The sequence below is a fragment of the Ruegeria sp. BG3 genome (assembly GCF_056538485.1).
Genome location: NZ_JBQFTE010000004.1, coordinates 110,544 through 129,659 on the forward strand (window position 1 = coordinate 110,544; position 19,116 = coordinate 129,659).

The window sequence follows — 19,116 nt, forward strand, 5'->3', positions numbered from 1 at the left end:
TGCCCAACCCTTGTTATTGACGCGAGCTTCCCCGGATTGATTGCTGAGTGTGCAACATCCGGGTTCCACCGACTATGCCATTTTTTCATCTTGAGGGGCAATTTATTTACAACAGGTTAGTTATATACGTCTCAGCCCTGCTGATCCGACCAGTCCCCTGCATTCATAAGCCCCAGCTGTTGTAGTTTTAACCAGCCGGTATAGGCCGCGGACTGCTTGGTCCACATATCCGGCTGCGCGATGATGCCATCATAGTATGTCTGGAATTGGTCGGGATCATGAAAATGCTGGCGGCGCTGTTTCTCGATCTGCGACTTTGCGGTGATCTCGGGCAGAAACTTCGTGTGCAAAAGCACGCCCGACGGAGCGGCTCCGTTAGGCCCATCATAGAGCGCATTCAGGCGACGTGGCAGCGCGGAATGGGTCGAGTTTACATAGGCAAAGCGCCGGGACCACTTGACCAGAGGGATCTTGTTCAATGTCGGTGAACGCTGGCGTGTATTGGCGAAAAACACCCGCTCACGGGCGCCGCCCTGGACCCATAGATTGCCCATAGGCGTCTGCCGCTGCGCGCGGTAGGGACCGGCGTCGAACCAGTTCAAGGTCTCGGTTGGATCACTTTCCGGGTCATGGGTTTGCGACCCCAGCGGGCCTTTCGGATAGAGATCTAGAATCAAAGCACCGAACCCAACGCGGCCTTGCCTGTCCAGCCAGCGGGTCAGGTTCTGCAAAGATCGGGTGTCGTGATGCGCGTAGATCAGAAGCTCATCCGCGTCGACTGTCAGGCACCAATGGCCGTGGCCGTACCGGATTTGCAGCGAGGTCAGCCAGTCCAGCCCAAAACGCGCGGCGCGGTAGCTGGCCTGAGTGTGCCAGAGCGATACGTCAGGCTGTTGTGCCAGAAACTCGGCCGATCCGTCGTCGCTGCCATTGTCCACGAACAGAAAATGGTCGACGCCCAGGGCGCGGTAGTGCCGGAAGAACCACGGAATACGTTCCAACTCGTTACGCAGGGTGACGAAAGCCAGAATGCCTCCGGGTGGAATATCCGAGGTTCTGTTCTGCAAACAGGTCAACTGGTGGCGGCTGCGCCAGGATTGCCACAGCAGCCTCCGCCGTTTCCAACGCAGCCGATATTTCTGGACCGGGCTGATGCGGGGAAGCTGAGCGCTGACGGGGGTCAACGGCGGCTCATTTCTCGTAGGAGCCGGTTTGGTGCCAGCGCCACGCGTCGGTGATCATCGTCTCTAACGTTGAGCGTTTTGGCCTCCAGCCTAGTTCTCCTTCGGCCCGGACCGAGCCTGATACCAGCTTGGTACAATCCCCTGCGCGGCGCGGCCCGACGCTGTAGGGAACAACGCGGTTGGTAACGGTTTTGGACTGCTCGATAACCTCAAGAACCGAGAACCCCGAGCCGGTGCCCAGATTGAACACACGGCTGTCCTTGCCCTGTTGCAGCCAGTTCAAACCTGAAACATGCGCGTCGACCAGATCGCAGACATGCACGTAGTCGCGGATGCAGGTGCCGTCTGGCGTGTCGTAGTCTGTGCCAAATACGGTCAAGCCATCCCGCTTGCCATCAATCGCATCCAGCATCAGAGGGATCAGATGGGTCTCAGGGCGGTGGAACTCTCCAACCTCGCCTTCGGGATCGGCGCCGGCCACATTGAAATAGCGGAAGATCACATGGCGCAGGCCATGAGCGGCCTCGAAATCCCGCAGGATATCCTCAATCGCGCGTTTCGAGGCGCCATAAGCGTTTATCGGGTGCTGAGGTGTATCCTCATCCAGCACCACATTGTCCTGATCGCCATAGGTCGCGCAGGTTGAGGAAAATACGATATCCAGACAGCCTGCGGCAACTGCGGCCTCGATCAGCGTCAGCGAGCCCGTCACATTGTTCGACCAATAGCGCGCGGGCTCTTTCATAGCCTCGCCAACCTGGCTGAGCGCTGCGAAATGCATCACGGCCTGAGGTTGATATTTTGCAAAAACCTCGTCCAGCCGAGAACGGTCCAACAGATCGCCCTGTTCAAACGGGCCAAACTTGACCGCATCCTGCCAGCCGGTGACAAGATTGTCGTAGGTCACAGGCACAAAACCCGCCCGCGCCAAAGCCTTGCAAGCGTGAGAGCCGATATAGCCTGCGCCGCCCGTAACAAGGATCGTTTTCATATCAGGTCTATTGGTCATAGTTGGGCGCTACTACGACAGATTGGCAGGCTCGGTCAGGGGGAAAAGAGATCACTCCAGCCCCATATCTGCCATCATCGCTTCGATCTTTGGCACGTCCTGAGGGTTGTTCAGCTCCCAGAACTGGCGGCCGTTTGCTTCGACCTCGACGCATAGAACCTTGCGGCCGTTTTCCATGAACCGCAGCTGTTCCAGACCTTCCAACTGTTCTAGCGGGCCGGTGGGCCAGCTGGGGTAGGCAGCCAACGCATCCGGGCGGTAGGCGTAGACGCCGACATGGTGAAACACCGGGGTTGGATCCGCACCCGCATAGCTGTCGGACGTGAAGGGCACCACTTCTTTCGAGAAATACATCGCGCTATTATCGCTGGCAAAAACGGCCGTCGTGCCGCCAACGCGTCCGTGTTTGCGATCATTGAGCAGGCTGTTCAGGGCGTCTCCGTCGCAGCGCAGAACGGGTGTGGCGACACCGGCCTCGGGCGCGGCGCGCAGGCCCGAGATCAGGTCCTCGACAAACCAATGCGGTGTCAGCGGGGCGTCGCCTTGCAGGTTCACGATGATCTCATAACCACCACCCAAAACCTCATGCGCTTCAGCACAGCGCTCGGTGCCATTCTGGCAGGCTTCCGAGGTCATCACGACCTCGGCGCCGAACCCTTCGGCGACCTCGCGAATGCGGTCGTCATCTGTGGCGACAACCACCTTGTCTACGCCTGACACGGACTTGGCCGCCCGCCATGAGCGTTCGATCAGTGTCATGGCTTTGCCCGTTGCACCGGTCAGTGGCACCAAGGGCTTGCCCGGATAACGGGATGAGGCATAGCGGGCGGGAATGGCGATCAGAACAGACATCAGGCCTCCATCAACTCAACACCCGGAGCGTAGGCGATGAAGAACGGGTTTGCATAGCCGTCCTTGCCATAGGTCAACGGTGTGTGGTTGTCGAACCGGACCACCTGACCACCAGCCCCTGCCAGTACAGCGTGCCCGGCGGCGGTGTCCCACTCCATCGTGCGTCCGACCCGTGGGTAGAGATCCGCCTCACCCGTAGCGACCAGACAGAACTTGAGGGACGAGCCCGCGCTCTTGCTGTCCTGGACCTGGTATTTGTTGATGTAGTCCTCGGTTGCCTGATCCCGGTGCGATTTGGAGGCGACGATCAAAAGGGCGGAATTGTCTGGATTAGAGACTGAAATCGGCGCGACCTCTCCGGCGTGGGCCTTGTCCAATGCTCCGGTTTCCTCGACCGATTGCCCATCGGCTTGGGTGTAGAACATGCGGCCGCGCGCAGGGGCATAAACGACGCCGCGCGTGGGGGTACCGTTTTCGACCAGAGCGATATTGACCGTGAAATCCCCGCGCCGGTTGATGAACTCCTTGGTGCCATCCAGCGGGTCAACGATCAGAAATGTATCGCCCTTCTCGGAATGCGAGGCGGCCTGTTCTTCGGTCACCAGCAGGATGTTGGGGAAGGCGGCGCGCAGCCCTTCTGAGATCAACGCATCGGCGGCCTCATCAGCCTCGGTCACGGGGCTTTCGTCGGATTTGACCTTCACATCGAACGAATCCGAGTTGTAGATCTCCATGATCTTGTCACCGGCTTCCAGTGCCAGACGTCGGATGACAGGGATAAGGGCGTCGTAGGTCACAAAAAAGCTCCGATTTGGTGGTTTGTTGATCGAATGTGGTGACGGACTTATGATGTGCTGGTTACCGAACGGCAAGGTATTCGTGAAAGACTGAGGTCAACAGAGCAGGAAAGACCCCACACGTGTTCTATTTCAGGAATAACAAGACCCTGCTGGGTGGTGCATTCACCACGGTCGAGCTGATCTTTCATGCCGTTGTACGCGATATCCGGACCCAGCACTCAAACGCAGTGGTCGCGATTATCCGCAGCATTGTTCAGGTCCTTGCGATGGTTCTGGTGTTTTACCTGATCATGTCCTTTATGGGCACGCGGGTGGCCAAGGTGCGTGGCGACATTGTTCTCTACCTCTTGTCTGGTGTGTTTCTGTTTGTGCTGCACATTAAATCGGTAAAAAAGGTTGCGGGTGTCGGGGCGGGTAACAACCCAATGATGCTGCACTCACCTATGAACATGGTGATCACGATCGTGGCCACGGCGTTGGGGACGCTCTATACGATGATGGTGACGATGTTCATCATCCTATTCCTCTACCATGCCGCAGTAAAACCGTTGGTGATCGAGCAGCCGGGGCCTGCTTTCGCGATGGTTCTTTTGTCGTGGTTCACCGGATGCGCTGTAGGGCTGGTTCTTATGGCGCTGCGACCTTGGTTTCCGATGACGGCGAGCATTTTGACGACAGTGTACCGACGGTTGCAGATGATCTTCTCGGGCAAGATGTTTCTGGCCAATGCGCTGGGCGGATACATGTTGATGCTATTCGCGTGGAACCCACTGTTTCATTTGATCGACCAGTGTCGCGGCTATGTGTTCCGCAATTATTACCCGCGCAACACAAGCTGGGAATATGCGGTCTGGGTTGGCGTCGCACTGGTGATGATCGGCCTATTGGGCGCTTTCTTCACCAAGAAACATGTTTCACAAAGCTGGAGCGCGCGCCGCTAACGCGCAACGCGCAGGGTTAGGTTGATCCGCCCGCCTTTGGGCAGCAGTTTGGATGATTTGAACCGGATGCGGTCCACACCGTGATAGGTCAACCGCGCAGGGCCGCCCATGATCACCACATCGCCCGAGTTCAGCCAAAGGGATTCCGTCTTGCCTCCACGTGTTGTGTTGCCGATGCGGAAGAGCGCGTCATCGCCGAGTGAGACTGACAACACCGGCCACGAGAAATCGACCTCATCCTTGTCCTGATGCAGGCCCATCTTCGCGTCTTCGCCATAATAGTTGATCAGGCAGCAATCCGGCGCGCGATCAAGCCCCACCAGATCCTGCCAGATCGCAAGGACAGGTTCGGGGATCTTGGGCCAGTCTACGCCCTTTGGGTGCTGGTCCTGATAACGGTAGCCCGCCTTGTCCGTCACCCACCCCAATGCCCCGGCCGAGGTCATGCGCACCGACATCTCTTTGCCCGATGGTGTCACGGGGCGGAACAGGGGTGCGGATTTCAGAATCGGGCGCAGCGCGTCGATCAACTGGCTCTGGGCGGCATTGTCCAGATAGCCTTTCCTGATCTCAAATCCCTGTAAAAGCAGCCGAGCCATGCCGGATTCCTCATTCCTTACCAAATCCTTGCCAAAAAAGGCCGCAGATTCCCGAAAACCTGCAATTCAGAATGCTTGCAGGCCTCTGGTCCGGCCCTTATATACGCCGGGACGCGCGATGGTGTAGTGCTGTCGCGCACATCAGATCGGGGACGGGATGCCATAACGGGTCCGGCCCTCGGGACATCGCCTTGAAGAGAAAGGGATTGAAAATATGGGAAAAGTAATCGGGATTGACCTCGGCACCACCAACTCGTGTGTTGCGATCATGGATGGCTCGCAGCCGAAGGTCATCGAAAACGCCGAAGGAGCGCGGACCACGCCCTCGATCGTCGCCTTCACCGAAGATGAGCGACTGGTCGGTCAGCCTGCAAAACGTCAGGCGGTCACCAACCCCGACAACACGATTTTTGGCGTCAAGCGTCTGATCGGTCGTCGTGTGGATGATGCCGAAGTCGAAAAAGACAAGAAAATGGTGCCCTATGCCATCGTCAATGGCGGCAACGGGGACGCATGGGTTGAAGCCCGTGGTGAAAAGTACTCCCCAAGCCAAATCTCGGCCTTCACTCTGGGCAAGATGAAGGAAACCGCAGAAAGCTATCTGGGTGAGGAAGTCACGCAAGCGGTTATCACCGTTCCAGCATACTTCAACGACGCACAGCGTCAGGCCACCAAAGACGCCGGCAAAATCGCCGGTCTGGAAGTGCTGCGGATCATCAACGAACCGACTGCGGCTGCTCTGGCCTATGGTCTGGACAAAGAAGAAACCCAAACCATCGCGGTCTATGACCTTGGTGGTGGTACCTTCGACGTGACCATCCTGGAGATCGATGACGGCCTGTTCGAGGTCAAATCGACCAATGGTGACACCTTCCTGGGTGGTGAAGACTTTGACATGCGCATCGTCAACTACCTGGCGGACGAGTTCAAAAAGGAACACGGTGTCGACCTGTCGCAAGACAAAATGGCCCTGCAGCGTCTGAAAGAAGCCGCTGAAAAAGCCAAGATCGAGCTGTCCTCGACCTCGCAGACCGAAATCAACCAGCCGTTCATCTCAATGGGGTCGAACGGTCAGCCGTTGCACATGGTCATGAAGCTGACCCGTGCCAAGCTGGAATCGCTGGTTTCCGACCTGATCAAAAAGTCGATGAAGCCTTGCGCCGCCGCTCTGAAAGACGCCGGTCTGTCGGCTGCCGACGTGGACGAAGTTGTTCTGGTCGGTGGTATGACCCGGATGCCGAAAGTGATCGAAGAGGTCACCAAATTCTTCGGCAAAGAGCCCCACAAAGGTGTGAACCCGGACGAAGTGGTTGCCATGGGCGCGGCTATCCAAGCCGGTGTTCTGCAGGGCGACGTCAAGGACGTGGTTCTGCTGGACGTGACCCCGCTGTCGCTGGGCATCGAAACTCTGGGTGGCGTGTTCACCCGCCTGATCGACCGCAACACCACGATCCCGACCAAGAAGTCTCAGGTCTTCTCGACCGCCGAGGACAACCAGAACGCCGTGACTATCCGCGTGTTCCAGGGTGAGCGTGAAATGGCTGCGGACAACAAAATCCTGGGTCAGTTCAACCTCGAAGATATCCCGCCGGCACCGCGCGGTATGCCTCAGATCGAGGTGACTTTTGACATCGACGCCAACGGCATTGTCTCGGTTTCGGCCAAGGACAAGGGCACCGGCAAAGAGCAGAAGATCACCATCCAGGCCTCGGGCGGTCTGTCCGACGAGGACATCGAAAAGATGGTCAAGGACGCCGAAGAGAACGCGGAAGCCGACAAGGAACGCCGCGAGCTGGTCGACGCCAAGAACCAGGCGGAAAGCCTCATCCACTCGACCGAGAAGTCGATGGAAGAGCACTCCGACAAGGTCGATCCGACCACCATCGAAGCCATTGAGCTGGCAATTGCCGCGCTGAAGGACGAGCTGGAAACAGAGAACGCCGACAAGATCAAGTCTGGCATCCAAAACGTCACCGAAGCAGCTATGAAGCTGGGCGAAGCCATCTACAAGGCGCAAGCCGAAGAGGGCGAGGAAGAGCCTGCAGCGGCAGATGCGGGTCCTGTGGATGATGACATTGTCGACGCCGAGTTCGAAGATCTGGACGACGACAAGCGTAAGTAACCGGTAACCGGGCCAATCTGGGCCGGTCCGCTTGCCGGGCCGGCCCGATTACGTTGAGGCAGAAGGGAAAACTGATGTCAAAACGCGACTACTATGATGTGCTTGGTGTAACCAAGGGCGCATCTGCGGATGAGATCAAGAAAGGTTTTCGCAAGAAAGCCAAGGAATTGCATCCCGACCGCAACAAAGACAACCCGGATGCCGAAGCGCAGTTCAAAGAAGCGAACGAAGCCTATGACGTGCTGCGCGATGCCGACAAAAAAGCCGCCTACGACCGCTTTGGTCACGCCGCTTTTGAAAACGGCATGGGCGGTGGTGGCCGTCCGGGCGGTGGCTTTGGGCAGGGTGACTTCTCCAGCGCGTTCTCGGATGTGTTCGATGATCTCTTCGGCGATTTCATGGGCGGCCAACGTGGTGGTGGTGGCGGACGCCGGGCCGCACGCGGGTCCGACCTGCGCTATAACCTGCGCGTGACACTGGAAGAGGCGTTTTCGGGCCTGCAGAAAACCATCAACGTTCCTGCCGCCGTGGCTTGTTCGGCCTGTGACGGCTCGGGCGCTGAGGGTGGTGTAGAACCTACGACATGCCCAACTTGCTCTGGCATGGGTAAGGTTCGGGCTCAGCAGGGCTTTTTCACAGTTGAACGCACCTGCCCGACCTGTTCGGGTCTGGGACAAATCATCAAAAACCCCTGTAAATCCTGCAATGGCGCGGGTCGTGTGGAAAAAGAACGCGCCCTGTCGGTCAACATCCCCGCCGGTGTTGAGACCGGTACACGCATCCGCCTCGCGGGTGAGGGCGAGGCTGGGATGCGCGGCGGCCCTCCGGGCGACCTCTATATCTTTGTTGAGGTCTCGGATCACAAACTGTTCGAACGTGACAGCGTGAACCTCTATTGCCGCGTGCCTGTCAGCATGGCCAAAGCCGCGCTGGGCGGGTCCATCGAGGTACCGACCATTGATGGCGGGCGCGGACGGGTGCAGATTCCGGCGGGCAGCCAATCCGGTCGCCAGATGCGCCTGCGCGGAAAGGGTATGCCCGCGTTGCGGGGTGGTGGCATCGGCGACATGTTCATCGAACTGGCTGTGGAAACACCGGTCAACCTTACCTCTCGCCAGAAAGAACTTTTGCGTGAGTTCGATGATTTAGGTGAGGATAACCATCCAGAATCAAAAAGCTTTTTCTCATCCGTGAAGTCCTTCTGGGACGGGATGAAAAGCTAAGTTCAGGCCGCTCCAACTGGGGCGGCCTTTTTGAATCGAGATTCTGATCTCGCCGCCCCACGTATCTGTCGCCAGGTGGCTCGGTCTCGCAAACGATGTGATCCTTCATTCATCTGTCGCAAATAGCTTCAAAGCTTGCGGCAGATTCCCGCAAACTCCACCGCTCCTCTGGCCTTATTTTATTGAAGATATTGGCCATACGATACGCGGATTGAGGCTTGATTTTCCAGACTGGTCCTGAGATTGTCCGCATCAACCGTTGGGGTGCCCTTATCGAAGGGCTGAGAGGCGCAAGCGCTAACCCATCGAACCTGATCCGGGCAATTCCGGCGTAGGGAACGGTCTAAAGCAAACAGACGTTTTCCATGCCCGAGTTGCTCACAAAAGATGGAGCAACGACGTGGCACCTATTGCCTTGACCATAGCAGGATCTGACAGCGGAGGCGGCGCGGGCATTCAGGCCGATCTCAAGGCGATGTCGGCTTTGGGTGTCTTCGGGGCCAGCGTGATCACCGCCGTCACCGCTCAGAACACACAGGCGGTTACGGCCGTGCATGGTATTCCGTCGGAGGTCATCTCGGCCCAGATCCAAGCGGTGCTCAGCGATCTGGATGTGCGCGCTATCAAGATCGGAATGCTGGCGACGCCGGAGATTATTGAGACCGTGGCGCAGGGGATTTCCGAGTTTCAAGGACCGGTCGTTCTGGACCCCGTGATGATTGCGAAATCCGGTGATGCCCTTCTGGCCGATGAGGCAGTTCAAACGCTACGCGACGTTCTGCTGCCCCGTGCAACAGTTCTGACGCCAAACTTGCCCGAGGCAGCATGTTTGCTGGATCAAGGTGATGCCGACACGCCCGAGGCGATGGTTGAACAGGGCAAAGCTCTGTGTGCGTTGGGTGCAAAAGCGGTTTTGATGAAGGGCGGTCATGGCAAGGGGGATGTTTGCCATGATCTGCTGATCGACGAAACCGGGGTGATTGCCGAATTTCAGGCCCCACGGAAAGCAACCCGAAACACCCATGGAACGGGTTGCACCCTGTCTTCATCCATCGCTGCCGGTTTGGCCAAGGGGCTGACGCTTGTCGATGCTGTGGCGCAGGCGCATGAGTATCTGCAGGGCGCCATCGCGCGGGCCGATGAGCTGAAGATCGGTGCGGGCCACGGACCTGTTCATCATTTCCACCGGGTGTGGTCTGCGTGAGCCTCTGGTCCGTCATAGGGGCCGGTGTAGCCGGTTTGGCTGTCGCGTCCGAGCTGGTTTCGCGCGGGGCAAAGGTGCAGGTTTTTGATCCCGGCGGCCCTCCGGGTCCGCATGGATGTTCCTGGTGGGCGGGCGGTATGTTAGCCCCGTGGTGCGAGTATGAAAACGCGGAGGAACCTGTCCTCAGGCTGGGTCAATCCGCCATCGAGTGGTGGGCCTCCCGAACACCTGTGCGACGATGCGGTACTCTGGTCGTGGCAAATGCGCGGGACATTCCGGATTTGCGTAGATTTGCCCGTCGGACGAATTCTTATTCCGAAGTAGATCGGGCAAAAATCGCCAATTTAGAGCCTGATTTGCATGGATTCGGAAAGGGACTGTACTTCGATCAAGAAGCGCATCTTGACCCCCGTCAGGCGCTGCTGGACCTGCACCGAGGACTCAAAGACAAGGGCGTTGAATTCCACCGCAAACTCGCACCTGCACAGCTGGAGAACGCCATCGATTGTCGAGGTCTGCACGCGCGGGAATATCTGCATGATCTGCGCGGCGTAAAGGGCGAGATGCTCGTTGTCCGCTGCCCTGACGTGACGCTGACACGTCCCGTGCGCCTGCTGCATCCGCGGATGCCGCTCTACATCGTGCCGCGTGGCGAGGGCATTTACATGCTGGGCGCGACCATGATCGAAAGCGAAGACAGCAGCCGGATCACTGCGCGCTCAATGCTGGAACTGCTCAGCGCGGCCTACGCTCTGAACCCGGCCTTCGGTGAGGCTGAGGTGCTGGAAATCGGCGTCGATCTGCGCCCTGCTTTTCCTGACAACCTACCGCGTATCCGGCGCCTGGGTCGGACGATCTATGCCAATGGCCTTTACCGCCATGGCTACCTGTTGGCCCCTGCCTTGGCACAGGGCGTGGCCGATCTGGCGCTTGAGAACAAACATTCGGAGATGGTCGATGAAGATCGTGCTTAACGGCGACCCCAAGGAGGTAATGGCCTCTACCTTGGCAGAGCTGCTAGAGGAATGCGGTGTCTCGGGCCGTGTCGCAACGGCAGTGAACGAGGAATTCGTGCCCTCAAGCCTGCGCATTGCCCATGCCCTGTCCGAAGGTGACCGAGTCGAAATCCTGTCGCCGATGCAAGGAGGGTGAGGATGAAAAGCTTTTATGGCGTCGATCTGCCCAACCCGCTGATGCTGGGCACCGCGCAATATCCCAGCCCTGCTATCCTCGAACAGGCGTTCCGCGACAGCGGCGCGGGTGTGGCGACTGTCTCTTTGCGGCGGGAAGCCGGGGCGGGTCAGACCTTTTGGCAGATGATTCGTGATCTGGGCGTGCTGGTGCTGCCTAACACTGCCGGGTGCCATACGATCAAAGAGGCGGTGACTACCGCGCATATGGCCCGCGAAGTGTTTGAGACCAAGTGGATCAAGCTGGAGCTGATCGGCCATACCGACAGTCTGCAGCCTGACGTCTTCCAGCTGGTCGAAGCCGCGCGCATCCTGACCGAGGATGGGTTCGAGGTCTTCCCTTATACCACCGACGACCTGATCGTGGGCGAGCGGCTGCTTGAGGCCGGGTGCGAGGTTCTGATGCCCTGGGGCGCGCCCATCGGCTCGGGCCGGGGGCTGAACAATGAATACGCCTTGCGCGCAATGCGGGCCGAGTTTCCGGATGTGCCGCTTGTGATTGATGCCGGGATCGGCCTGCCCAGCCATGCGGCCCACGCGATGGAGCTAGGATATGACGCCGTGTTGCTGAACACTGCCGTCGCCCGCGCCGGCGATCCGGCCTTGATGGCAAAGGCCATGATGCGTGCGGTTGAGGCCGGGCAGCTGGCCCATCAGGCCGACCCGATCGAGGCCCGCGACATGGCCGAACCCTCAACCCCCGTCGTTGGAAAGGCGTTTCTGTCATGAGTTTGGACCGTTTCTACCCGATCTTTGACCACTCCGACTGGCTGCGGCGGATGCTGCCCTTGGGTGTAAAGCTGGTGCAGCTGCGCATGAAGGATCAGCCGGACGATGTCGTCCGGGCCGAGATCGCAACCTCTCGCGATCTGTGCAATCAGCATGGTGCGGTTCTGGTGGTGAACGACTTTTGGCAGGCCGCCATTGATGCGGGCTGCGACTGGATTCATCTGGGGCAGGAAGACTTGGATGATGCCGACCTCAAGGCGATCCGAAAAGCGGGTCTAAAGCTGGGCGTTTCCACCCATGACGATGATGAGTTGGAGCGTGTTCTCGCCATGGACCCCGACTATGTCGCGCTGGGGCCGGTCTATCCGACGATCCTGAAAAAGATGAAGTGGGAGCAGCAGGGCCTGCCGCGCGTCACCGAGTGGAAGGCCCGTGTGGGCGATATCCCTCTGGTGGGGATCGGTGGTATGAGCGTCGAACGCGCGCCCGGCGTGCGTGAGGCGGGTGCCGACATTGTCTCGGTCGTCACAGACATTACCCTGAACGCCGACCCCGAGGCGCGGGTGCGCCAGTGGATCGAGGCCACCAGATGAGCCGCTACGCCCGCCAGATGATCCTGCCCGAGGTCGGGGCCGAAGGGCAGGCGCGCCTGTCCAAGGCGCGGGTCTTGGTTGTCGGGGCGGGCGGTCTGGCGGCTCCGGTCCTGCCTTTGCTGGCCGGGGCAGGCGTTGGGCATCTGACGATCCTCGATGCGGATGATGTGGTCTTGTCGAACTTGCATCGCCAGACGCTGTTTACCGAGGCAGATTGCGGGCGCCCAAAGGCCGAAGTTGCAGCCGATCGCTGCCGTGCTTTGAATTCTGATATCGACGTCGTCGCGCAAAAACAGGCTCTAACAAAGGAGAATGCGGCCGGTTTTGTTTCACAGGCCGATGTGATTCTCGACTGTGCGGACAGCTATGCCGCCAGCTACACGCTGTCGGATATCTGCCTGACCTCGGGAAAACCTTTGGTCAGTGCCTCGGTGTTGGGCCTGTCTGGCTATATTGGTGCGTTCTGCGGCGGTGCGCCGTCACTGCGGGCCGTGTTCCCCGAGGCCCCGACTAGCGGGGCGAGTTGTGCCACGGCAGGTGTGCTGGGGCCGGTGGTGGGCATGATCGGCGCGATGCAGGCGCAGATGGCGTTGGCTTTGATCCTCGGCCTCAACCCGTCGCCCCTTGGCCAGATGGTGCAGGTAGACGCCCAGACCTTCCGAAGCTCCAGCTTCCGTTTTGACGCAGCGCCTGAGCCTGAGCAGTCCTTCGCCTTCGTTGCCGCCTCGCAGTTGTCTTCAGATGATGTAATTGTTGAGCTTCGGGACGAAGACGAAGCCCCACAACCCATCCACCCTCTGGCACGTCGTCTAAGCGTGGAACACCTGAAATCAGAGCCTAACAAGGCAAAACGACTGGCTTTGTGCTGTGCAACCGGCCTGCGCGCCTGGCGTGCGGCTGAACAGATTGAACCGGATTGGCCGGGCGAGATTGTCCTCGTTGCGGCCTCAACCTCGTGAGTGAAAAGGAAACGCGAGACATGAAAAAGCTGATGACAGCCATCGCCCTTCTGGCCGCTGCGCCGGCCTGGGCCGAAGACAAGATGACCGTTCTGCTGGATTGGTTCATCAACCCTGATCACGGCCCGATCATCGTGGCGCAGGAAAACGGCTATTTTGCCGAGCAAGGGTTGCAGGTCGAGATCGTTCCGCCCGCCGACCCGTCTGCCCCGCCGCGTCTGGTGGCTGCTGGTCAGGCCGAACTGGCCGTATCTTATCAACCGCAACTGCACCTGCAAATCCACGAAGGCTTGCCGCTGAAACGCGTCGGCACGCTGGTCGCGACTCCTCTGAACTGCCTGCTGGTTCTGGAAGACGGCCCGATCAAGTCGCCTGCGGACCTGAAGGGCAAGAAAATCGGTTTCTCGGTCGCGGGCGTGGAAGAGGCTGTTCTGACCACCGTTCTGGGTAAATATGGCGTGACTCTGGACGATGTTGAATTGATCAACGTGAACTTCTCGCTCTCACCGTCGCTGATGACCGGCCAAGTGGATGCGGTGATCGGCGCCTATCGGAACTTCGAGCTGAACCAGATGGATATCGAAGGCCGTCCCGGCACCTGCTTCTATATCGAGGAAGAGGGCGTGCCGTCTTATGACGAGCTGATCTACGTCGCCAACCCCGAGACGATGGACAAGGACAAGATCGCGCGTTTCCTGGCAGCAACCGAAAAAGCGACCCAGTACATCGTCAACAACCCGGAGAAAAGCTGGGAGATCTTCGCCGCGACCTCGCCCGAGTTGCAGGATGAGCTGAACGCCCGCGCATGGGTCGACACTCTGCCACGTTTCGCTCTGCGCCCGGCGGGTTTTGATGCAGGCCGTTACGCCCGGTTCGAAACCTTCCTGAACGAAAGCGGTATGATCGACAGCGTACTGCCGGTCAGCGACATAACCATCGACGTGACCGCGCAATGAGCGAATATGGCAAAGCCTTTACGCTGATGCGTGATGCGGCGCAGGGGCCGTGGCAGGACTACACCCGCCACGCCTTTGTCGAAGGGATGAAGGACGGCTCTCTGCCCCGCGAGGCATTCCTGCATTACCTGCGTCAGGATTATGTGTTCCTGATCCATTTCAGCCGCGCCTGGGCGCTGGCGGTGGCGAAATCAGAAACGCATTCCGAAATGCTGACGGCTGTGGGCACCGTGAACGCCTTGGTCGCCGAAGAGATGCAGCTGCATATCGGGATCTGCGAAGCGGCCGGAATCTCTCAGGAGGAGCTGTTTGCAACCCCGGAACGTGCCGAAAATCTGGCCTATACGCGGTTCGTGCTTGAGGCCGGGTACAGTGGCGATCTGTTGGACTTGCTGGCAGCGCTGGCACCCTGTGTGATGGGATACGGAGAACTCGGGTCTCGACTGGCCTCCGAGGCCACATCCGAGACCTATCGCGACTGGATCAACACCTATGCTGGTGAGGACTACCAGGGCGCGTGCAAGGCGGTTGGTGAATTGTTGGATTCGGCTCTAACAAGGCGTATTGGAGCGGATTTCGAGGCTTCTCCGCGATGGGATCGTCTGTGCCAAACCTTCCGAACCGCCACGGAGCTAGAGGTCAATTTCTGGCAAATGGGTCTGACTCCATGACCCCGGCGCCCGATCTCACCATCAGCGGACACGCGAGCATTGGCGATACGCCCTTATTCGCACCGCTGACCCTGACCCTTGGGGCGGGGCAGTGGACTTGTCTGTTGGGTGGATCGGGCGTTGGCAAAACCACGGTTCTGCGCCTGATTGCCGGGTTGGAGACAGGCGCTGATTTCACTGGTCAGATCATGGCCAGCGATGGCCAAACCGTCCCGACCCGCGTGGCCTATATGGCGCAGGATGACTTGCTGCTGCCTTGGGCGACGGTGGCGCAAAATGTCTCGCTCGGAGCGCGGTTGCGGGGTGAGAAACCCGATCTGGATCGCCGGGATCGCCTGATCGAGCGGATGCGCTTACAAGACCACATGGCCAAGAAACCGTCGGAACTGTCCGGCGGCCAGAGACAGCGCGTCGCCTTGGCGCGGACCCTGATGGAGGATCGCCCCATCGTGCTGCTGGATGAGCCATTCTCGGCGCTCGACGCGCGCACCCGCGCGGACATGCAGGATCTGGCCGCAGAGGCGCTGCAGGGTCGGACAGTCCTTCTGGTCACCCACGACCCGGCCGAGGCCGCACGTCTGGGCCAATCCATCGTCGTGATGACGCAGCAAGGGCTGACCCCTTGCGCCCCACCTGCCGCACCTGCACCGCGCCATGTGGATGATCTGCAGACATTGGAAACCCAAGGCGCGCTGCTGAAACTATTGAGAGAGGCGGCATGAAACTCCTCTCCGCCCTCGCCGCAACCTTGTTCGCGCTGGCCGTCTGGCAAGCGATTGTCAGCCTGACCGGCCTGCCCAAATTCATCCTGCCCGGCCCGGCGCTTGTGGCCGAAACGTGGTGGCAGAACCGCTGGGTGATTGCGGAACACACTTGGATTACCGCAGTTGAGGTCGTGATTGGCCTGGCGGTTGGTACCGTGCTGGGCGTCGTCACCGCGCTGCAACTGGCCAATTCGCGGGCCGCACGGGTGTTGGTGCAGCCGATGCTGGTTTTCACTCAGGCTCTGCCGGTCTTTGCGCTGGCGCCGCTGCTGACCTTGTGGCTGGGTTATGGCCTCTGGTCCAAGGTCGCGATGGCGGTTCTGATCATCTACTTCCCGATCACTTCTTCGTTTTTTGACGGTCTGATGAGGACCCCGCCCGGGTATCTCGATCTTGCGCGCACGATGCAGGCAAGCCCGCGTTCGGTTCTGTGGCACATACGTATCCCGGCAGCGCTGCCTTCGCTGGCCTCGGGGATGCGATTGGCGGCGGTCTATGCCCCGATTGGCGCGGTTATTGGCGAATGGGTCGGGTCCTCGCAAGGGTTGGGCTACCTGATGCTGCTGGCCAATGGCCGGGCCAAGACCGATCTGATGTTCGCGGCCATGCTGACTTTGGGCGTGTTCTCGATCCTGCTGCACATGCTGGTACGCCGCGCCACGGCCCGCATGGCCGGTGAGGCGCGTTAACCTTTCAGAAACCGATTCTGCGCCAAGGTGAGGCCCATGACACAGGACGCCTTTGCCGAAGCCCCAATGCTTTTCGATACGGACGAAGCGCCAGCGCAGCCGCTGCCGACGGGTCGGTTACCCTCCTACATCAAAGACCATCGCAAGCGGTTGCGCGAACGGTTCATGTCTGGCGGCTCGGGCGCTATGCCGGATTATGAGTTGCTGGAACTGGTGCTATTCCGATCTATCCCGCGTCAGGATGTGAAACCTCTGGCCCGGCTGCTGATGGATACGTTTGGCGACTTCAACCGCGTATTGACCGCGCCAGAGGAGCGGTTACGTCAAATCAAAGGCGTCGGTGAAACCGTCATCACCGATCTGAAAATCCTTGAAGCCTGCGCCCATCGCATGGCCCGCGCGCGGGTGATGCAGCGCCACGTGATTTCAGGCTGGGATGCTTTGCTGGACTATTGCCACACAACGATGGCGCATCGAGAGATCGAGCAGTTTCGCGTGTTCTACCTTGACCGCAAGAACGTGATGATCGCGGATGAGGAGCAGGCGAAGGGCACTGTTGATCATGTCCCGGTCTACCCGCGCGAGGTGGCAAAACGAGCGCTGGAGCTGAACGCCTCGGCCCTGATTTTGGTGCATAACCATCCCTCCGGCGACCCCACGCCGTCGCAATCGGATATCGACATGACCAACCGCATTCAGGAAGCCTGCACGGCCTTGGGGCTGACGCTGCACGATCATCTGATTATCGGAAAATCAACCGAGCTGAGCTTTCGATCCGAGGGGTATTTGTGACGGGAAGAGTTGTGTTTTCAGTTGATTGTCCTAACGACTGAAGTTGTTGTCTGGGTTGAGAGTTCCACTTTGGCCTATTCATTTCGATGAGGACAGTTTCTCGCTTTCGCCCATGTTGCCTCTATCCAAATGCGTCACAGGGTTTGTGCATGGTGTTGCTTCTCACCGCAAAAAGCGTCGTGTATCTAGAGATCAGACATGGTCTCCGCGCGGCTGGGCGGAACCCTCATTGCTTGCAGAGGCGGTTTCGTCCGAGTTTCTGTCCGATATCGTCACCCTCTAGTTCACCCACACCTCAACCCGGCGGTTTGTTTTTCGGCCCCACTCCGTGTCATCGCAGGCCATGGGCATCGCCTCTCCGAAGCCTTCGGTTGTGATCTCGATACTGTCGGGGATTTCGGTTTCAATGGCGGCCAGAACAGCATTGCGCACCGTTTGTGCCCTGCGATGAGCTATCCGGGCATTGGCGCTTGCGCTTCCATCACCGTCGCTGAACCCGGCGAAGACAAGTTTACGAGGGGTCAAACTGCCGGACTCAAGCGCCTGGGCCAATTGCAGAATATTGGACCGCGATTGTGCATCTGGGCGAGAGCTTCCCGGCTCGAATCGGAAGGAGATCGACAGCCTAGACAATGGCCGAAGAGTTTCGACCATGTGTTGAAGCTCTTCCAATCCGACCTCGGCTCCACCAGAAACGATGACATTGGCGAGCCGATTGCCTTGCAGCCCTATGGGCAGGTTCTCGGTCGCTTGATCGACAAACCCGGCCTGCCGTATGGCCATCTGCGCGTCGGCTGAGCGGGTATAGGCCAGAAACTTGCGTGCGATCCGCGGCAGGCGGCGTTGTGGCAGGTAGAGAAACATCGGAGAGGTCAGCGGGTAGTCCTCGGTTTTGATTGACTGGCGGGTCGCCGCAAGGGCATGTCCGCAGCCTCCAGCCAAAGGCAGTGCGCGGGTCGGGCCCGAGGCCGTCTGCGTCGTGATGCCGATCGCGAATGGGTCGTTGGCCACTGCTTGGACAAGATCGCGATTGCGCTGGTGGCGGAGAACGCCTTCGGATAGCTCAGCCTGAGCGGGGCGCAGCAGCTGGTCCTCGACATCCTGGGACAAGCCTGACCCAGCGTCTGGCATGTGTAAGGCAATCGGAGCGTCCGGCCCTTCCAGATCTGTCCAATTGGTGATCTCGCCCGACAGAACACGGACCAGATCCGCAGGTGAGATCTGTTGAACGGTGTTCTCTGGCGCAACCACCGGCACGATCGCATCTAGCGCCACAATCCGCGCGCGGCGGGGGTGGGTCAGGTCTCCCAGACCTGCGGCCTCGGCCGCGCTGCGTTCCTCATCCCGGATTTCGCGTTGCGCCATCACGATATCGGCGTAGTTGTCCATCAGGTCGGCAAACCCCTGATCCGTCGTTCCAACGCGAAAGAACAGGCGGGCCAGAGGGGCCGTGCGGTCTGGCTGGCGCAGCTCATAGGCAAAGCTGCGTTCATCCACACGCGATGGGGTTGCTGTCAGACCCTCTTGCCGAGCGAAGCCGATGATCAGGGCAGGCAGGACCGTCTCAGCCATGACGGACGATCCCGAGAACCGGACCTCGGCCACGAAATCGGTCAGGCTGGGGCAGGCCGGGCCGTCGCATATGACGCCAGAGCCATCAATTGTCAACTCTCCGAACTGGGTGTCGACACGGTAGAATTCACCGTCAAAGCCCAGCAGGGTGCCGGAGACTTCGATCTTGCCATCATGCGATGTCAGAACAATATCCTGTGCTGCGGCTGAAACAGCCAGCGAAACAGAAAACAGTACGGCCAGCGCCGCACGAATACGTGTCATGAG

Annotated in this window: 20 protein-coding genes and 1 riboswitch; of the genes, 14 read left to right on the forward strand and 6 right to left on the reverse strand. The window is 59.3% G+C overall.

Annotated features, from left to right (window positions below):
• Positions 1-131 precede the first annotated feature (131 nt).
• From ACR0AI_RS08015 to cysQ, 4 genes are all read right to left on the reverse strand, one after another.
• Entirely contained in the window at positions 132-1,184 is a 1,053-nt protein-coding gene (locus ACR0AI_RS08015; RefSeq protein WP_480673036.1) for a glycosyltransferase family 2 protein, read from the reverse strand.
• A gap of 7 nt (positions 1,185-1,191) precedes the next feature.
• On the reverse strand, positions 1,192-2,175 hold the full coding sequence (gene galE, locus ACR0AI_RS08020; protein WP_480673347.1) for a UDP-glucose 4-epimerase GalE: 984 nt from the start codon (positions 2,173-2,175) through the stop codon (positions 1,192-1,194).
• 69 nt (positions 2,176-2,244) lie between these two features.
• Positions 2,245-3,045 carry a 3-deoxy-manno-octulosonate cytidylyltransferase family protein gene (locus ACR0AI_RS08025; protein ID WP_480673038.1) on the reverse strand — a complete coding sequence of 267 codons (801 nt, stop codon included), beginning with the start codon at positions 3,043-3,045 and terminating at the stop codon, positions 2,245-2,247.
• The gene (gene cysQ, locus ACR0AI_RS08030; protein WP_480673040.1) at positions 3,045-3,842 is read right to left on the reverse strand and encodes a 3'(2'),5'-bisphosphate nucleotidase CysQ; all 798 of its coding nucleotides are present in this window, start codon (positions 3,840-3,842) and stop codon (positions 3,045-3,047) included. Before cysQ ends, ACR0AI_RS08025 begins: the two co-directional genes overlap by 1 nt.
• Positions 3,843-3,964: 122 nt before the next feature.
• On the opposite strand from cysQ, the gene ACR0AI_RS08035 reads away from it, so the two are divergent.
• Positions 3,965-4,786 (forward strand): ABC transporter permease, encoded by an 822-nt coding sequence (locus ACR0AI_RS08035; protein ID WP_480673042.1) that lies wholly within the window; start codon positions 3,965-3,967, stop codon positions 4,784-4,786.
• Here ACR0AI_RS08035 and ACR0AI_RS08040 read toward each other — a convergent pair.
• Positions 4,783-5,385 (reverse strand): alpha-ketoglutarate-dependent dioxygenase AlkB family protein, encoded by a 603-nt coding sequence (locus ACR0AI_RS08040; RefSeq protein ID WP_480673044.1) that lies wholly within the window; start codon positions 5,383-5,385, stop codon positions 4,783-4,785. The two genes, ACR0AI_RS08035 and ACR0AI_RS08040, sit on opposite strands and share 4 nt — an antisense overlap.
• A 214-nt stretch (positions 5,386-5,599) precedes the next feature.
• On the opposite strand from ACR0AI_RS08040, the gene dnaK reads away from it, so the two are divergent.
• From dnaK to radC, 13 genes are all read left to right on the forward strand, one after another.
• A complete protein-coding gene (gene dnaK / locus ACR0AI_RS08045) occupies positions 5,600-7,507 on the forward strand; it encodes a molecular chaperone DnaK (protein ID WP_170640934.1) in 1,908 nt (635 codons plus the stop codon).
• 74 nt (positions 7,508-7,581) lie between these two features.
• Entirely contained in the window at positions 7,582-8,730 is a 1,149-nt protein-coding gene (dnaJ, locus tag ACR0AI_RS08050; RefSeq protein WP_170380244.1) for a molecular chaperone DnaJ, read from the forward strand.
• 250 nt (positions 8,731-8,980) lie between these two features.
• A riboswitch (TPP riboswitch) is annotated at positions 8,981-9,085 on the forward strand.
• A 45-nt stretch (positions 9,086-9,130) separates the two neighbouring features.
• A complete protein-coding gene (gene thiD / locus ACR0AI_RS08055) occupies positions 9,131-9,934 on the forward strand; it encodes a bifunctional hydroxymethylpyrimidine kinase/phosphomethylpyrimidine kinase (RefSeq protein WP_480673046.1) in 804 nt (267 codons plus the stop codon).
• Complete coding sequence (locus tag ACR0AI_RS08060; protein ID WP_480673047.1) at positions 9,931-10,908, forward strand: FAD-dependent oxidoreductase; 978 nt, start codon at positions 9,931-9,933, stop codon at positions 10,906-10,908. Before thiD ends, ACR0AI_RS08060 begins: the two co-directional genes overlap by 4 nt.
• Positions 10,892-11,086 carry a sulfur carrier protein ThiS gene (gene thiS / locus ACR0AI_RS08065; RefSeq protein ID WP_480673049.1) on the forward strand — a complete coding sequence of 65 codons (195 nt, stop codon included), beginning with the start codon at positions 10,892-10,894 and terminating at the stop codon, positions 11,084-11,086. The genes ACR0AI_RS08060 and thiS overlap by 17 nt, the downstream gene beginning before the upstream one ends.
• A 2-nt stretch (positions 11,087-11,088) precedes the next feature.
• A complete protein-coding gene (locus tag ACR0AI_RS08070) occupies positions 11,089-11,853 on the forward strand; it encodes a thiazole synthase (protein WP_480673051.1) in 765 nt (254 codons plus the stop codon).
• Positions 11,850-12,446 (forward strand): thiamine phosphate synthase, encoded by a 597-nt coding sequence (locus ACR0AI_RS08075; protein WP_480673053.1) that lies wholly within the window; start codon positions 11,850-11,852, stop codon positions 12,444-12,446. The genes ACR0AI_RS08070 and ACR0AI_RS08075 overlap by 4 nt, the downstream gene beginning before the upstream one ends.
• Positions 12,443-13,405, forward strand: coding sequence for a HesA/MoeB/ThiF family protein (locus tag ACR0AI_RS08080; RefSeq protein WP_480673055.1), 963 nt, complete (start codon positions 12,443-12,445; stop codon positions 13,403-13,405). Before ACR0AI_RS08075 ends, ACR0AI_RS08080 begins: the two co-directional genes overlap by 4 nt.
• Positions 13,406-13,425: 20 nt before the next feature.
• The gene (locus tag ACR0AI_RS08085; RefSeq protein WP_170640945.1) at positions 13,426-14,361 is read left to right on the forward strand and encodes an ABC transporter substrate-binding protein; all 936 of its coding nucleotides are present in this window, start codon (positions 13,426-13,428) and stop codon (positions 14,359-14,361) included.
• Positions 14,358-15,032 carry a thiaminase II gene (gene tenA, locus ACR0AI_RS08090; protein WP_480673057.1) on the forward strand — a complete coding sequence of 225 codons (675 nt, stop codon included), beginning with the start codon at positions 14,358-14,360 and terminating at the stop codon, positions 15,030-15,032. Before ACR0AI_RS08085 ends, tenA begins: the two co-directional genes overlap by 4 nt.
• Entirely contained in the window at positions 15,029-15,754 is a 726-nt protein-coding gene (locus ACR0AI_RS08095; protein ID WP_480673059.1) for an ABC transporter ATP-binding protein, read from the forward strand. The genes tenA and ACR0AI_RS08095 overlap by 4 nt, the downstream gene beginning before the upstream one ends.
• Positions 15,751-16,485, forward strand: coding sequence for an ABC transporter permease (locus tag ACR0AI_RS08100; protein ID WP_170643454.1), 735 nt, complete (start codon positions 15,751-15,753; stop codon positions 16,483-16,485). Before ACR0AI_RS08095 ends, ACR0AI_RS08100 begins: the two co-directional genes overlap by 4 nt.
• Before the next feature lie 36 nt (positions 16,486-16,521).
• Complete coding sequence (gene radC / locus ACR0AI_RS08105; RefSeq protein ID WP_480673061.1) at positions 16,522-17,277, forward strand: RadC family protein; 756 nt, start codon at positions 16,522-16,524, stop codon at positions 17,275-17,277.
• A gap of 279 nt (positions 17,278-17,556) precedes the next feature.
• Here the strand turns inward: radC and ACR0AI_RS08110 are convergent, their stop codons facing one another.
• Positions 17,557-19,113, reverse strand: a complete 1,557-nt coding sequence (locus tag ACR0AI_RS08110) for a phosphate ABC transporter substrate-binding/OmpA family protein (protein ID WP_480673063.1) — start codon at positions 19,111-19,113, stop codon at positions 17,557-17,559.
• Positions 19,114-19,116 lie beyond the last annotated feature (3 nt).